Source organism: Streptomyces davaonensis JCM 4913 (assembly GCF_000349325.1).
Classification (GTDB): Bacteria; Actinomycetota; Actinomycetes; order Streptomycetales; family Streptomycetaceae; genus Streptomyces; species Streptomyces davaonensis.
In genome coordinates, this window is record NC_020504.1 from 5,823,664 (window position 1) to 5,837,419 (window position 13,756).

Genomic DNA, 13,756 nt, shown 5'->3' on the forward strand with positions numbered 1-13,756 from the left:
AGCCCCTACGGGTGGTCGATCCGGCACAGGCAGAAGGGATGCCCCGCCGGATCCGCGAACACCCGGGCGTCCTCCGCCACCGGATCCCGCTCCCGCCGCAGCAGCCGTGCCCCCAGCGCCAGCACCCGCCGCTCCGCCGCGTCGACCTCCGCCCAGGTGGACCCGGCGTCGAGGTCGAGGTGGAACTGCTGGGCGTTGTCGTCCTCGCGGGGCCAGGCCGGGGGGCGGAATCCCGGCTCACGGTTGAAGGCGAGGCGCGGCACGCCCGGTGCCTCGAGGACCACCCAGTCCTCCTCCTGCACCTGCGGCGTGCCGCCCAGCACAGCCGCGTAGAACTCGGCGAGCGCGAGTGGCTCGGGGCAGTCGATCACGACCGAGCGGAAGCGGGCCAGCGTCACGGGGATCCCTCCGGGGTCAGCCGGCGCAGAGGCAGAACGGGTGGCCGGCCGGGTCCGCGTACACCCGGAAGGTCCGTGTGCGGTCCTCCGTGTCCAGCGGCCTCGCGCCCAGTTCCAGCACGCCCTTCTCGGCCTTGTCCAGGTCGGTCACGTTCAGGTCGAGGTGGAACTGCTGGGAGTGGTCGGGCGAGGGCCACTTCGGCGGTACGAAGCCGGGGGCGGCCTGGAAGGCGAGCCTGGCCCCGCCGGGCAGGTTCAGGTCCACCCACTCTCCCTGGTCCTCGATGGTGCCGCCGAGGACGGCGGCGTAGAACCCGGCCAGGGCGGTGGGGTCGGGACAGTCCAGGACGACGACGTCCAGGGTGGCGAGAGCCATGACTTCCTCCGCGTACTCGTGGTTACTGGCAAAGGCGCCCATGCGGTAACACCGTTACTGCATGCTCCCGCATTGGAGGTAACGTCGCAACCATGAATGCGCGCTCACCCGCCCCCGGTGCCCTGGAGCTGGTCCAGTCCCTGGTCAACACGCTGGACCTGGAGTCGGGCGCCGACGCCCTGGACACCGCCGAGGGCCGGGCGCGCCTGGGGCTGGCCGAGGAGGAGGTCCCGGCCGCCCGGGAGCTGCGCGAGTCCCTGCGGGCGACGCTCCTGGCCCACGCCGGCCACCCGCCGCACCGCGAGGTGACCCCGCTGACGGACCTGCTGACCCGGGCCCCGCTCCACCTCTCGGTCGACCCCGGCGACGGCTCGGCGACCCTCGCCGCCGCCGACCCCCGCGCGCTGACCTCCCGTATCGCCGGCGCCGTGGCCGAGTCGCTGGTCGCGGGCACCTGGCCCCGCCTGAAGGCCTGCGAGGCGGCCGACTGCCACTGGGCCTACTACGACCGCAGCCCCGCGGGACGCGGCCGCTGGTGCTCGATGCAGGTGTGCGGGGCACGGGCGAAGATGCGGCGCTACCGGGCCAAGTAGCCGTACGGGAGCGCCGGTTGAGGACGCGGGACGCAAGGGTCTGTCGAGGACTCCGGGGCACTGCGCCCCGGTGTGCGGCAGAATGCGGGAAGACGCCGTTTCGGCCGACTGAGCCTCGGCCGAAGCGGCGTCGCCTTTCATACCCCGGCGTGCCGCAGGGGCGGCGCGATGGCCTGGGCGTCCGCTCCCTCGCCCACCCACAGGCCGATCAGGAAGGCCGCCGTCGCCTCCAGCAGCGCCGCCCGGTCCAGGCCACCGCCGTTCACGGGCTCACAGCCGAGGTCGCGCACCAGTCGCCGTACGGACTCCAGGGCCGCCGGATCGTCGCCGCAGAGCGGGACGGCGAGGGGGCGGTCGTCGAAGACCGGCGGGGTCAGCCGCCACACGCTCTCGTGGCAGAGGTTGAACGCCTTGACGACCCGCACGCCCGGCGCGGCGGCCGCGATCCGCTCGGCGGCGGACGGGCCGCCCCCGGTCTCCAGCCGGAAGCCGGGGCCCACCGGGTTGGTGCAGTCGATCAGCGTCCGGCCCGCCAGCGCGTCGGCCAGCGCCGACACCACCGGTACGGCCGCCGCGTACGGCACCGCAAGCAGGACGACGTCCCGCAGCGCGGCCTGCCCCGGATCTCCCGCGCGGGCGCCGATCCGCGCCGCCAGTTCCGCCGTACGCCTCTCGTCCCGGCCGCCCACCAGGACGTCGTGCCCGGCGCGTGCCCACTGCCCGCCGAGGCCCTCGGCCATGGCGCCCGTACCGATGATCCCGATTCGCATTCCGTGTCCTCCCAAGTAGTCGCTCGGGAAAGGACATTAGGGAGACGTTCGGGCACCATTCGGTAAGTGACCGCCGACCAGAGCTTTCTCGCCGACTGCCGGGCCCGCCTCGCCTTCGACCTGCTCGCGAACACCTGGAACGCGGTGGTGATCTGGGCGCTGCGGCACGGTCCGGAGCGGCCCGGGGCGCTGCGGGAGCGGATCGGCGGGATCAGCCCGAAGGTGCTGACGGAGACCCTGCGGCGGCTGGAGTTCAACGGCCTCGTCGACCGCCGCGCCCACCCCGGCTCACCGCCCCGCGTCGACTACGCCCTCACCGACCTCGGCCACAGCCTGCTCCCCGCGATCGAGGCGTTCGGCACCTGGGCCTTCGAGCACGGGGACGAGGTGATGGCGGCGCAGGAACGGGCGAGCGGCGATTAGGCGGTGGGACGCCCCATCGCCCGGTACGTCCACCCCGCCGCCCGCCACAGCGACGGGTCCAGGGCGTTGCGGCCGTCGAGGACGAGTCGGGTCGCCGCCACCTCGCCCAGCGCCGCCGGGTCCAGCTCGCGGAACTCGCGCCACTCGGTGAGGTGCAGCACGACGTCGGCGCCGCGCACCGCCTCCACGGCGGAGTCGGCGTAGCCGAGGGTCGGGAAGAGCCGGCGGGCGTTGGTCATGCCCTTGGGGTCGTAGACCGTGACCTGGCCGCCCTGGAGGTGGATCTGGCCCGCCACATTGAGCGCGGGCGAGTCCCGTACGTCGTCCGAGTCCGGCTTGAAGGTCGCGCCGAGCACCGCGACCCGCTTGCCGAGGAAGGGCCCGCCGCCCAGCGCCTGACGGGTCAGCTCCACCATCTGGCCGCGCTGGCGCATGTTGATGGAGTCGATCTCGCGCAGGAAGGTCAGCGCCTGGTCGGCGCCCAGCTCACCGGCGCGCGCCATGAACGCCCGGATGTCCTTCGGCAGACAGCCGCCGCCGAAGCCGATCCCGGCCCGCAGGAACTTCTTGCCGATCCGGTCGTCGTACCCGATGGCCTCCGCGAGCTTGGCGACGTCGCCGCCCGCGGCCTCGCACACCTCAGCCATGGCGTTGATGAAGGAGATCTTCGTGGCGAGGAAGGAGTTCGCCGAGGTCTTCACCAGCTCGGCGGTCGGGAAGTCGGTGACCACGAAGGGCGAGCCCTCCGCGATCGGCGCCGCGTACACCTCGCGCAGCAGCTTCTCGGCCCGCTCGCTGCGCACGCCGACCACGAGCCGGTCGGGGTGCAGGGTGTCGTTGACGGCGAAGCCCTCGCGCAGGAACTCGGGGTTCCAGGCCAGCTCGGCGCCCTCCCCGGCCGGCGCGTGCTCGGCGAGGTAGGCGGCGAGCCGGTCCGCGGAGCCCACCGGCACCGTCGACTTGCCGACGACCAGCGCGGCGTTGTGCAGATGCGGGGCGAGCGAGGCGAAGGCGGAGTCGACGTAGCTCATGTCACAGGCGTACTCGCCGTGCCGCTGCGGAGTGTTCACACACACGAAGTGCACATCGCCGAACGCGCCGATCTCGGCCCAGTCCATGGTGAACCGCAGCCGCTCGGTGGAGCCCTCGATCCCGGCCACGTGCTTGCGCAGCAGCTCCTCAAGACCCGGCTCGAACATCGGGACCTCACCGCGCCGGAGCATCTCGATCTTCTCGGGCACGACATCCAGCGCCAGGACCTCGAAGCCGAGCTCGGCCATGGCCGCGGCGTGGGTGGCGCCGAGATAGCCGGTGCCGATCACGGTGATCTTGAGGGCCATGGGGACTCCCTTGAGTGGTGCGGCGGCGGTGCGGGCCCGAGCATAGTCGGGGCATCGCAGTGCGCCCCACCGGGCACTTTTCCCGCTGTCGCCAAGCTCACGTATCACCAGCGTGGGCGGAGCTCTAAAATTTGAGTTACTTAACGGTAATTAGCGCCAGCATCACAGCGTCTTTGGAGCGTGAGAGACCTTGGCCGGATCGGCTGACTTCGACCTGTACCGCCCGTCCGAGGAGCACGACATGCTCCGCGACGCCGTCCGCTCCCTGGCCGAGGCGAAGATCTTGCCGTACGCCACCGCGGTGGACGAGGAAGCCCGCTTCCCGCAGGAGGCCCACGACGCGCTGGTCGCGAACGACCTGCACGCCGTGCACGTGCCCGAGGAGTTCGGCGGCGCCGGCGCCGACGCGCTCGCCACGGTCATCGTGATCGAGGAGGTGGCCCGCGTCTGCGCGTCCTCCTCCCTGATCCCCGCGGTGAACAAGCTCGGCTCGCTGCCCGTGATCATCTCCGGCTCCGAGGAGCTGAAGAAGAAGTACATGTCCCCGCTCGCCAAGGGCGAGGGCATGTTCTCGTACTGCCTCTCCGAGCCGGACGCGGGCTCGGACGCGGCCGGCATGAAGACCAAGGCGGTCCGCGACGGCGACCACTACGTGCTCAACGGCGTGAAGCGTTGGATCACCAACGCGGGCGTCAGCGAGTTCTACACGGTGATGGCCGTGACCGACCCCTCCAAGCGCTCGAAGGGCATCTCCGCCTTCGTCGTGGAGAAGGACGACGAGGGCGTCTCCTTCGGCGCCCCGGAGAAGAAGCTCGGCATCAAGGGCTCCCCGACCCGCGAGGTCTACCTCGACAACGTCCGCATCCCCGCCGACCGCATGATCGGCGAGGAGGGCACGGGCTTCGCGACCGCGATGAAGACCCTGGACCACACCCGCATCACCATTGCCGCGCAGGCCCTCGGCATCGCCCAGGGCGCCCTCGACTACGCCAAGGGCTACGTCCAGGAGCGCAAGCAGTTCGGCAAGCCGATCGCCGACTTCCAGGGCATCCAGTTCATGCTCGCCGACATGGCCATGAAGATCTCGGCCGCCCGCGCCCTGACCTACCAGGCCGCCGCCGCCTCCGAGCGCGGCGACGCGGACCTGACCTACCTGGGCGCCGCCGCCAAGTGCTTCGCCTCCGACGTGGCCATGGAGGTCACCACGGACGCGGTCCAGCTCCTGGGCGGCTACGGCTACACGCGGGACTACCCGGTGGAGCGGATGATGCGCGACGCGAAGATCACGCAGATCTACGAGGGCACCAACCAGGTCCAGCGCATCGTCATGGCGCGCAACCTGCCGTAGTCGCGGTCACCACGGATTCGACGGCCCCCGGCGCGCGCAGTGCCGCCGGGGGCCGCGCTGTTTCCTGGACCTCGGTCAATTTCCCGCCAGACCCGCCGAGTTGTGCCTACGTTGGGTGCGCATCCCGAACGTAAGTGTCCGAAGGAGACCGCACCCATGGCCGACCTCACCACGCCATCGCCCGACGACGAGGGCGTGGCCCGCACCGCGCGGCTGCGCACCGACGTCTCCCACTCGGCGCGGATCTGGAACTACTGGCTGGGCGGCAAGGACCACTACCCGGTGGACGAGGAGGTCGGCGACCAGATCCTTGGCTTCGTACCGGCCCTGCCCCGCTCCGCCGTGGCCGACCGTCAGTTCCTCGCGCGCGCCGTCCGTCATCTCGCCGGGGAGCGCGGCATACGCCAGTTCCTGGACATCGGCACCGGCCTGCCCACCGCCGACAACACTCACGAGGTCGCCCAGCGCGTCGCCCCGGACGCGCGGATCGTCTACGTCGACAACGACCCGCTCGTCCTCACCCACGCGCACGCCCTGCTCACCAGCGCGAAGGAGGGCGCCACCGACTACATCGAGGCCGACGTCCACGACCCGGAGGCGATCCTCGCGGGCGCGGCCCGCACCCTGGACCTCACCCGGCCGGTCGCCATCACCATGCTGGGCATCCTGAACTTCGTCCTGGACACCGACGAGGCCGCCGCCATCGTCCGCCGCCTCCTCGACGCCGTCCCCGCGGGCTCCTATCTGGTCGTCTCCCACCCCACCACCGAGGTGGACGGCGAGGCGATGAAGGCGGCGGTGGAGTACTGGAACAGCCAGGGCTCGGCCGCCATGACCCTGCGCAGCCGCGCCGACCTGGTCCGGCTCTTCGAGGGCGTGGAGCTGCTGGAGCCCGGCATCGTCTCCTGTTCCCGCTGGCGCCCGGACACCCCGGACGCGGAGATCGTCGAGGTCACGCACTTCGCGGGCGTGGGCCGCAAGCGCTGACGCGCTACGTCGCCCCGGCCCCGCGCCGTCGGCCGCTCGGCGTATCTCGTGCGCCTTTCCGGTCGCTCGCCTAGGCGGCCCGTGCGGGCAGGAGGAGGGTGGCCCCGCACGGTCGCCGGCTGCCGCCGTGGCGGCGGGAGCCCGGGGCGACACCTCACGAGCGCCAACGGGGGCACCTCATGAGCACACCTGATCAACCGGCGGATCTCTCCTACGTCGACAAGGCCAGCGGCAGTCTCCGGACCTTCCGCCCGTCCGGGACCGAGGCCATGGTCCGGCTGCCGTCCGACGCCACGGGCGCGACGGTGGACCACCTGGTCGAAGCCCGCCCGCTGCTCTCCGTCAGCCAGGGCTACAACCTCGACCGCGGTTTCGCCGCGGTCTACCTGAACCCGGCCGCCGACACCGACGCGGCCGCCCTCACCGCCGAGCCGGACGTCCTCGGCTCACTGCCGGTGATGATCGACGAGCACGGCGCGTCCCGGTACTTCGTGCCCGGCGAGTTCACCGTACGGTTCCGCGCGGACGTCGACCGGGAGCGTGCCGAGCGGATCGTCGCCGAGCACGGCAGCAGCGTCGCCCTCGCCCAGCGGACCCCGGGGTACTACACCCTGCGGATCCCCGAGGGGGCCGAACTCTTCGCGACCATCAGGGAGTTCTCCGCCCTGGACGAGGTGCGGTTCGCCGAGCCGTCCGAGGCCGGGTTCAACGACGCGCAGCCCTATCTGCCCGACGAGCCCGACTTCGAGCGGCTGTGGGGCCTGCGCAACACCGGGCAGGCCGTCGACGGCGTCCCCGGCACCGCGGGCGTCGACATCGGCGTCACCGAGGCCTGGGACCACACTCGCGGCCACCGGGACGTCATCGTCGCCGTCATAGACACCGGCTGCGACCTCGACCATCCCGACCTCGCGGCGAACATCCTGCCGAGGGGAGCCGAGGACTGGGACTTCTCCGACGCGGGCGACCCGGTGCCGGAGGACGACAACGGCCACGGCACCCACTGCGCCGGGACCATAGCCGCGGCCGACAACGACCTGGGCGTGATCGGCGTGGCCCCGGACTGCCGGCTGATGCCGCTCAGGGTGAACCTCACCGCGGGCATGAACCAGAACCGCGCCGACGCCATCGACTACGTCCGCCGCCAGTCCCTCGACCACCGCGACCGGCGCTATGTCGTCAATTGCAGCTGGCGTGCCAACGGCGACCACGCCGGCATCCGCACCGCCATCCAGGACGCGGCCGCCGCCGGTGTGGTGATCTGCTTCGCCGCGGGCAACGCCAACACCAACACCGACGTGACCCCGCAGTTCCCCGGCGTGTACCCCGAGGTCATCGCGGTCGCCGCGCTGGACTCGGCGGACCGCAGGGCACCCTTCTCCAACTTCGGCACGAACGTCGACGTGTCCGCGCCGGGCGTCACCGTCTGGTCGACGCATCTGAACGGCAACCACCGCTTCCTGGACGGCACTTCGATGGCGAGCCCGCATGTCGCGGGCGTCGCGGCCCTGGTCTGGTCCCGCAACCTGGAGCTGACCGGCGACCAGGTCCGCCGTATCGTCGAGAGCAGTTGCGACGACGTGGAGGCGGACAACCCGGGCTTCGCCGGGATGCTGGGCCGGGGCAGGGTCAACGCCCACCGCGCCGTCACCAGCCCGCTGATCCACCCCGCGCCCGCGCCGGCCGGCACGGACCTCACCGGCGACGGCCGCGCGGACCTCGTCGGCTTCGGCGACGCCGGGGTGTGGGTGGCGCTCAACAAGGGCGACGGCACCTTCGCCGGACCCAAGCTGATGGTCCAGAACTTCGCCTACTCGGCGGGCGGTTGGCGTACGCAGAAGCACCCGCGCATGCTCGCCGACCTGACCGGCGACAACCGCGCCGACCTCGTCGGCTTCGGCGACGCGGGCGTCTGGATCTCCCTGAACAACGGCAGCGGCTCCTTCCGCGACCCGCGGCTGGTCGTGGAGAACTTCGCCTACGTGGCGGGCGGTTGGCGCGTGGAGAAGCACCCGCGTTTCCTCGCCGACCTCACGGGCGACCGCCGCGCCGACATCATCGGCTTCGGCGAGGCGGGCGCCTGGGTCTCCCTGAACCGCGGCAACGCCACCTTCGCCGCCCCACAGCTCATGGTGCCGAACTTCGGCTACACGGCGGGCGGTTGGCGCGTCGAGAAACACCCCCGCTTCCTCGCCGACCTGACCGGTGACCGCCGCGCGGACATCGTCGGTTTCGGCGACAAGGGCGTCTGGGTGTCGTTGAACAACGGCGACGGCACGTTCCAGGGCCCGCAGCTCGTCGTGGAGAACTTCGGCTACGACGCGGGTGGTTGGCGGGTGGAGAAGCATCCGCGCTTCCTGGCCGACCTGACCGGCGACGGCCGCGCGGACATCGTCGGGTTCGGTTACGCCGGGGTGTGGGTGTCGTTGAACAACGGCGACGGCACGTTCCAGGGCCCGCAGCTCGTCGTGGAGAACTTCGGCTACGACGCGGGCGGCTGGCGGGTGGAGAAGCATCCGCGCTTCCTGGCCGACCTCACGGGCGACGGCCGCGCCGACATCGTCGGGTTCGGGTACGCGGGCGTCTGGGCCGCGCTGAACAATGGCGACGGCACGTTCCAGGGCCCGCAGCTCGTCGTGGAGAACTTCGGCCATGACGCGGGCGGCTGGCGGATCGAGAAGCACCCGCGCTTCCTGGCCGACCTGACCGGCGACCGCAGCGCCGACATCGTCGGGTTCGGGTACGCGGGCGTCTGGGAGGCCCTCAACGGCGGCAAGGGCGCCTTCGGGGACCCGCTGCTGGTGGTGCGGAACCTCGGCCACGACGCGGGCGGCTGGCGGGTGGAGAGGCACCCGAGGTTCGTCGTGGGCCGGGTCTGACAGAGCGGTCCGCCGGGCTCACCGGCCCGGCGGACCGGGCACCGCTCAGTTCCCGGAGACGGTGACCTTCTCGTCGTTGTTCAACTGCTGCACCAGCGTCTTCACCTTCGCCTTGTCCCAGACGAGGTTGCCGCCGGAGGACCCGGAGATCGGCATGTTCATGGACGTGCCCTCACCGCCGGTGACGCCCTTCATCGCCCAGAACATCGACGCCAGGTCGAACAGGCCCATCTCCTTGTCCACGATGAGGGTGTCCAGACCGGCGCTCATCGTCGGGTACAGCTTGAAGGGGTTCAGCACGGTGCTCGGCGTCGCGGCCTGGTTGGCCAGCGCCGCGAGGAACTTCTGCTGGTTCTTCGTACGGTCCAGGTCGGAGCCGGCCAGCGCGTAGCGGGTACGGACGAAGGCGAGCGCCTCCTCGCCGTTCAGGGTCTGCTTGCCCTCCTTGAGGTCGGCGCCGGACTTGGAGTCCTTGATGCCGCCCTTCGGGATCTCCATCTCCACACCACCGACCGCGTCCACGATGTTCGCGAAGCCCGCGAAGCCGATCTCGACGTAGTGGTCGATGTGCAGACCGGTGTTGAACTCGACCGTCCGCACCAGCAGTTCGGGACCGTCCTCGGCGTAGGCGGCGTTCAGCTTGGTGTGCCGGCCCGTGCCCGGGTAGGTCTTGCCGGACTCCGAGCCCACGAAGGTGGGGATCTCCACGTCCGAGTCGCGGGGCAGCGAGATCAGCGTCGGGCCGTTGTCACCGGTGTGCAGGATCATCATCGAGTCCGTGCGCTTGCCCTCGGCGGACCCGGTGTGCAGCTTCTTCTTCTCCTCGCTCGACATGCCCTCACGGCTGTCGGAACCGACGATCAGGTAGTTCGTGCCGTCGCCCGCCTCCGGCCGCTCGATGACCTTGGACAGGTCGACCTCGCGGTTGAGCTTGGAGTCGGCCCAGAAATAGGTGGCGACGGTGGTGACGACGAGCACCGTGACGACGGTGATCGAGGTCCACTTGATCCGCTTCCGCCAGTTCGGCGCGGGCCGCGGCTCGTACATGTCGCCGCCGCGCCCCTGGCCGCCGCCACCGCCGTAGACCTGGCCGGTGTTGTAGCCGCTGTCATAGCCGTCATGGCCTTGGCCATCGTCGTACGGCTGCTGCGACGGCACACCGTACGGCGGAGCCGACTGGCCCCCGCCGGGCGCCGCCGGGCCGCGGCGGACCTGCCGCATGACGCGTGCGCCATCCGGCTGTGCGCTTGCGCTGCCGTGTCCGTAGCCGCCACCGCGGTTTCCGTCGGACCATCCCTCGGGCCAGTTGTTCATGGGCCCCAGTGTGCAGGGAACGGCTGTGCGTCTTACAAGGGTCGGCGGAAAATAGGGGCACGGCTGTTGCGAACCCAACACAAATTCCCCGGTTCGTCCCGCAGCATAAGGTGGAGGCCATGACACACCAGGTCCCCACAGCGGAATCGGGCACTCCGGATATCCCGGGCAAGCCGACGTCCGCGTCCCGCACCACGCTGAGCCACATCATGACCCACAACGACACCAACCTGCTGGGCACGGTGCACGGCGGTGTGATCATGAAGCTGGTCGACGACGCCGCCGGCGCGGTGGCCGGACGGCACAGCGGGGGCCCCGCGGTGACGGCGTCCATGGACGAGATGGTGTTCCTGGAGCCGGTCCGGGTCGGCGACCTGGTCCATGTGAAGGCCCAGGTCAACTGGACCGGCCGCACCTCCATGGAGGTAGGCGTACGAGTCCTGGCGGAGCGCTGGAACGAATCCACCCCGCCCACCCAGGTCGGCTCGGCCTACCTGGTCTTCGCCGCGGTCGACGCCGACGGCAAGCCCCGCGCGGTCCCCCAGGTCATCCCGGAAACGGAACGCGACAACCGCCGCTACCAGGAAGCCCAGATCCGCCGCACCCACCGCCTGGCCCGCCGCCGCGCCATCAAGGAACTGCGGGAGAAGCGAGCGGCAGAGGGCATCGAGGACTGAGCCGGTCCCCACAGCCGCGGGCACCCCGGCCCGCGGCTACCCGCACCCCACCTCGTCCCCCCGCACCACCCCGGACTCCGCCCGCGGAGGTTCCGCCGCCCGGACCTTGCGCACCTGCTTGAAGTCCGACCCCGCGATCACCTTCAGCGTCGCCCCCAGCCCCTTCACCGCCCGCAGCTCGCTGCCCGGCAGCGCCGCGGCCAGGGACTTCGCCGAGCGGTCCCAGCGGGGGTCGTACGCCACCACCGTCCGCCGCACCGTGCGCTCCGCCGCGTTCACCGGCACCCGGCTGGTGCGGAACCCGGTCGAAGCCAGGGCCGAGTCGACACGCTTGCCCAGACCCGCCGTAGCCGTCCCGTTCTCCACCTGCACCCGGATCTGGGACGGCGCGACGGGCACCTTCACCGCGTCGCTGCCAGGCGCCGGCCGATGCGCGGCCAGCGGCTTGTCGTCCCGCAGGGCCTTGAACAGCCGCTGCGACTTCGTCGCGTCCCACCGCAGAGTCGAGCCCACGCCCTTCACGGCGTATCCCATCTGCCCGATCGGCACCGTGGTGAACTCCGACGAGGAGGGCGAGAAGTTCCGCATCGCCCGGCCCAGGTCCAGCAGCTCGTCCGTGCCGAAGCCCTTGTCCGCCCGCACCGACCCCAGCACCGCCCGGGTCACGTCCCGGAACTTCATCGGGTTCAGCAGGATCCCGGACGAGGTCGCCCGCTCCACCAGCGCCGCCAGGAACCGCTGCTGCCGCTGCATCCGCGAGAGGTCGGAGGCCCCGTCGACGTGCCGGGCGCGGACGTACTGGAGGGCCTCCCCGCCGTTGAGGTCATGGGTGCCCGCGGGGAGGTCGAGGCCGGTGTACGAGTCCTTCAGCGGCCCCGCCGTGCAGACCTTCACCCCGCCGAGCACATCCACCGTCTTCATGAAGCTCGTGAAGTCGACCTCCAGATAGTGGTCGATCTTCACCCGCGTCATCGACTCCACCGTCCGCACCGTCAGCTGCGGCCCGCCCTCCGCGTACGCCGCGTTCAGCTTCAGCGGATGCCCGTGATGTCGCTCACCGCTCACGTCGTCGACATGCGCCGGAGTCATCGCGTACGAGTCCCTCGGCAGGCTCACCACACTCGCCCGCTCCCGGTCCTCCGAGATGTGCACGATCATGATCGTGTCGGTGCAGTGGCAGGGCGCCCCGCCCAGCCGGTACTGCCGCCGCTGCGCCTGCGAGATCCGGTCCCGTCCGTCCGTGCCGACCAGCAGCACATTCATCCCGTGCCCGGCCCGCGGCCGGTTCTTCATGTCCTTGAACGGATCGACCCGCGCGATGTCCGCATCAAGACCGGTCAGCACCGCGTGCCCGATCCCGGCGGAGGCCAGCACCACCACCGACAGCGTGGTCAGCACCCGCATGGCCCAGCGCGGTCTCTTCCGCCGGACGGGCGGCCGCGGGCGTTGTCGCGGAGGTCTGGCGGGGGAGCGGGGCGGCGTGGGCATGGGGGACACCTCCGCGAGGGCCGTACGTGGGATCTTGAGCACCGTAGGCCCATACGATCTGTGGCCCGGGGCACCGCCCCGGGCGGGGCGCACCGGTGTCCCCCGTTCGCGGTAACGTGAGCCCCCTATGAACGCCAATCCCGACGTGCAGCTCCCCGCCGTGTCCGTCATCATGCCCGTCCTCAACGAGGAGCGGCATCTGCGCGGAGCAGTCCAAGCGATCCTCGCGCAGGAGTACGCCGGCGAGATGGAGGTCGTGATCGCCCTCGGTCCGTCCACGGACCGTACGGACGAGATCGCGGCCCAGCTCGTCGCCGAGGACTCCCGCGTTCACACGGTCCCGAACCCCACCGGCCGTACGCCCGCCGCCCTCAACGCCGCGATCAAGGCGTCCCGCCACCCGATCGTGGTCCGGGTCGACGGCCACGGCATGCTCTCGCCGAACTACATCACCACCGCCGTCCGGCTCCTGGAGGAGACCGGCGCGCAGAACGTCGGCGGCATCATGCACGCCGAGGGCGAGAACGACTGGGAGCACGCGGTCGCCGCCGCGATGACGTCGAAGATCGGCGTCGGCAACGCCGTCTTCCACACCGGCGGCCGGGCGGGCGAGGCCGAGACCGTCTACCTCGGGGTCTTCCGGCGCGAGGCGCTGGAGCGGCAGGGCGGCTACAACGTCGAGTTCATCCGCGCCCAGGACTGGGAGCTGAACTTCCGGATCCGCGAGGCGGGCGGGCTGATCTGGTTCTCGCCCGAGCTGAAGGTGTCGTACCGGCCGCGGCCCTCCATGCGCGCCCTCGCCAAGCAGTACAAGGACTACGGCCGCTGGCGGCACGTCGTCGCCCGCTACCACGAGGGCTCCATCAACCTGCGCTACCTGGCCCCGCCGACCGCGGTGTGCGCGATCGTGGTGGGCCTGGTCGTGGGCGCGGTGCTGAACCCGCTGGCCCTGGTGATCCCCGGTGGCTATCTCGCGGCGATCGTCCTCGGCTCGGTCCCGGCGGGCAAGGGCCTGCCGCTGAAGGCGCGGCTCCAGATCCCGGTGGCCCTCGCCACCATGCACATGTCCTGGGGCTGGGGCTTCCTGACCAGCCCCCGCGCCCTGGCCCGCAAGGTCATCGCCTCCCGCCGCCCCGCGGTGGTCAGCACCGCAGCCTGACCAC

General features: G+C 71.3%; 13 protein-coding genes. 7 read left to right on the top strand and 6 right to left on the bottom strand.

What is annotated here, in order from left to right; translation table 11 throughout:
• Positions 1-5: 5 nt before the first annotated feature.
• Positions 6-398 (bottom strand): VOC family protein, encoded by a 393-nt coding sequence (locus BN159_RS25860; RefSeq protein WP_015659953.1) that lies wholly within the window; start codon positions 396-398, stop codon positions 6-8.
• 16 nt (positions 399-414) lie between these two features.
• Positions 415-774 carry a VOC family protein gene (locus BN159_RS25865; RefSeq protein WP_015659954.1) on the bottom strand — a complete coding sequence of 120 codons (360 nt, stop codon included), beginning with the start codon at positions 772-774 and terminating at the stop codon, positions 415-417.
• 92 nt (positions 775-866) lie between these two features.
• Here BN159_RS25865 and BN159_RS25870 point away from each other — a divergent pair, with 92 nt between their 5' ends.
• Positions 867-1,367 carry a CGNR zinc finger domain-containing protein gene (locus BN159_RS25870; protein WP_015659955.1) on the top strand — a complete coding sequence of 167 codons (501 nt, stop codon included), beginning with the start codon at positions 867-869 and terminating at the stop codon, positions 1,365-1,367.
• Positions 1,368-1,504: 137 nt separating this feature from the next.
• Here the strand turns inward: BN159_RS25870 and BN159_RS25875 are convergent, their stop codons facing one another.
• Positions 1,505-2,137: an NADPH-dependent F420 reductase gene (locus BN159_RS25875; RefSeq protein ID WP_015659956.1), complete on the bottom strand. Its 633-nt coding sequence runs from the start codon at positions 2,135-2,137 to the stop codon at positions 1,505-1,507.
• Positions 2,138-2,203: 66 nt separating this feature from the next.
• Between BN159_RS25875 and BN159_RS25880 the strand changes: the two genes are divergently transcribed.
• Positions 2,204-2,560, top strand: coding sequence for a winged helix-turn-helix transcriptional regulator (locus BN159_RS25880; protein WP_015659957.1), 357 nt, complete (start codon positions 2,204-2,206; stop codon positions 2,558-2,560).
• Here BN159_RS25880 and BN159_RS25885 read toward each other — a convergent pair.
• Positions 2,557-3,900: a UDP-glucose dehydrogenase family protein gene (locus BN159_RS25885; protein WP_015659958.1), complete on the bottom strand. Its 1,344-nt coding sequence runs from the start codon at positions 3,898-3,900 to the stop codon at positions 2,557-2,559. The two genes, BN159_RS25880 and BN159_RS25885, sit on opposite strands and share 4 nt — an antisense overlap.
• A gap of 190 nt (positions 3,901-4,090) precedes the next feature.
• On the opposite strand from BN159_RS25885, the gene BN159_RS25890 reads away from it, so the two are divergent.
• The 3 genes from BN159_RS25890 (at position 4,091) to BN159_RS46585 (ending at position 9,114) form a co-directional block, all read left to right on the top strand.
• A complete protein-coding gene (locus BN159_RS25890) occupies positions 4,091-5,248 on the top strand; it encodes an acyl-CoA dehydrogenase (protein ID WP_041819852.1) in 1,158 nt (385 codons plus the stop codon).
• Positions 5,249-5,404: 156 nt separating this feature from the next.
• Positions 5,405-6,235: an SAM-dependent methyltransferase gene (locus BN159_RS25895; protein ID WP_015659960.1), complete on the top strand. Its 831-nt coding sequence runs from the start codon at positions 5,405-5,407 to the stop codon at positions 6,233-6,235.
• 179 nt (positions 6,236-6,414) lie between these two features.
• Positions 6,415-9,114 carry a S8 family serine peptidase gene (locus BN159_RS46585; protein WP_015659961.1) on the top strand — a complete coding sequence of 900 codons (2,700 nt, stop codon included), beginning with the start codon at positions 6,415-6,417 and terminating at the stop codon, positions 9,112-9,114.
• Positions 9,115-9,159: 45 nt separating this feature from the next.
• Here the strand turns inward: BN159_RS46585 and BN159_RS25905 are convergent, their stop codons facing one another.
• A complete protein-coding gene (locus BN159_RS25905; protein WP_078598879.1) occupies positions 9,160-10,428 on the bottom strand; it encodes an LCP family protein in 1,269 nt (422 codons plus the stop codon).
• Positions 10,429-10,547: 119 nt separating this feature from the next.
• Here BN159_RS25905 and BN159_RS25910 point away from each other — a divergent pair, with 119 nt between their 5' ends.
• Complete coding sequence (locus BN159_RS25910) at positions 10,548-11,105, top strand: acyl-CoA thioesterase (protein ID WP_015659963.1); 558 nt, start codon at positions 10,548-10,550, stop codon at positions 11,103-11,105.
• Positions 11,106-11,141: 36 nt separating this feature from the next.
• Here BN159_RS25910 and BN159_RS25915 read toward each other — a convergent pair whose 3' ends face one another.
• Positions 11,142-12,593: an LCP family protein gene (locus BN159_RS25915; RefSeq protein WP_078598880.1), complete on the bottom strand. Its 1,452-nt coding sequence runs from the start codon at positions 12,591-12,593 to the stop codon at positions 11,142-11,144.
• A 127-nt stretch (positions 12,594-12,720) separates the two neighbouring features.
• On the opposite strand from BN159_RS25915, the gene BN159_RS25920 reads away from it, so the two are divergent.
• Complete coding sequence (locus tag BN159_RS25920) at positions 12,721-13,752, top strand: glycosyltransferase family 2 protein (RefSeq protein WP_015659965.1); 1,032 nt, start codon at positions 12,721-12,723, stop codon at positions 13,750-13,752.
• Positions 13,753-13,756 lie beyond the last annotated feature (4 nt).

Bases quoted from the DNA above. Each gene is read 5' to 3' on its own strand.
- BN159_RS25865 (WP_015659954.1), bottom strand. From the start codon at position 774: ATGGCTCTCGCCACCCTGGACGTCGTCGTCCTGGACTGTCCCGACCCC.
- BN159_RS25870 (WP_015659955.1), top strand. From the start codon at position 867: ATGAATGCGCGCTCACCCGCCCCCGGTGCCCTGGAGCTGGTCCAGTCC.
- BN159_RS25875 (WP_015659956.1), bottom strand. From the start codon at position 2,137: ATGCGAATCGGGATCATCGGTACGGGCGCCATGGCCGAGGGCCTCGGC.
- BN159_RS25885 (WP_015659958.1), bottom strand. From the start codon at position 3,900: ATGGCCCTCAAGATCACCGTGATCGGCACCGGCTATCTCGGCGCCACC.
- BN159_RS25895 (WP_015659960.1), top strand. From the start codon at position 5,405: ATGGCCGACCTCACCACGCCATCGCCCGACGACGAGGGCGTGGCCCGC.
- BN159_RS46585 (WP_015659961.1), top strand. From the start codon at position 6,415: ATGAGCACACCTGATCAACCGGCGGATCTCTCCTACGTCGACAAGGCC.
- BN159_RS25905 (WP_078598879.1), bottom strand. From the start codon at position 10,428: ATGAACAACTGGCCCGAGGGATGGTCCGACGGAAACCGCGGTGGCGGC.
- BN159_RS25910 (WP_015659963.1), top strand. From the start codon at position 10,548: ATGACACACCAGGTCCCCACAGCGGAATCGGGCACTCCGGATATCCCG.
- BN159_RS25915 (WP_078598880.1), bottom strand. From the start codon at position 12,593: ATGCCCACGCCGCCCCGCTCCCCCGCCAGACCTCCGCGACAACGCCCG.
- BN159_RS25920 (WP_015659965.1), top strand. From the start codon at position 12,721: ATGAACGCCAATCCCGACGTGCAGCTCCCCGCCGTGTCCGTCATCATG.